Source organism: Mesorhizobium sp. M4A.F.Ca.ET.050.02.1.1 (genome assembly GCF_003997725.1).
GTDB lineage: Bacteria > Pseudomonadota > Alphaproteobacteria > Rhizobiales > Rhizobiaceae > Mesorhizobium.
On sequence record NZ_RZSG01001507.1, the window covers coordinates 1 to 447 of the forward strand.

Below are 447 nucleotides of genomic sequence, written 5' to 3' on the forward strand. Positions count from 1 at the left end.
CTGGGAAATGCCGTTCGAGCGCTTCACCGAGGATGAGCTGATTGCCAAGGCACACGGCTGTGTCGCCTTGATGGGGGCAGGCGGCACCCGCATCACCCGGCGTGTCATGCAGGCGCTTCCGGATCTGCGCTACATCTCCAAATATGGCATTGGTGTCGACAGCATCGACATCGACGCCGCCACCGAGCACGGCATTCTGGTTTCCAGCACGCCGAACGATTTTCAGATCTTCACGGTCAGCGAGCACGCGGTCGCTCTGATGCTGGCAGTCCGCTGGTGCGGCGCTCGACGTGTTCGACCAGGAGCCGCCGAAGACCGACGATCCGCTGTTTTCGCCACCCAACGTCTTGTGCACGCCGCATGTCGCGGCCTGGACGACTGAAGGAACTCAGGCCATCGGCTGGCATGCGGCCAAGAACCTCTGGGCGATGATGAGCGGCGAAGGAC

General features: G+C 62.6%; 2 pseudogenes. Both read left to right on the forward strand.

Annotation, left to right across the window (positions count from 1 at the left end):
* Positions 1 to 70 precede the first annotated feature (70 nt).
* Positions 71 to 280: pseudogene (locus tag EOA33_RS41250) on the forward strand (phosphoglycerate dehydrogenase); the annotation flags it as partial.
* Between the two features lie 10 nt (positions 281 to 290).
* Positions 291 to 447 (forward strand): annotated as a pseudogene (locus EOA33_RS41255) (phosphoglycerate dehydrogenase); the annotation flags it as partial.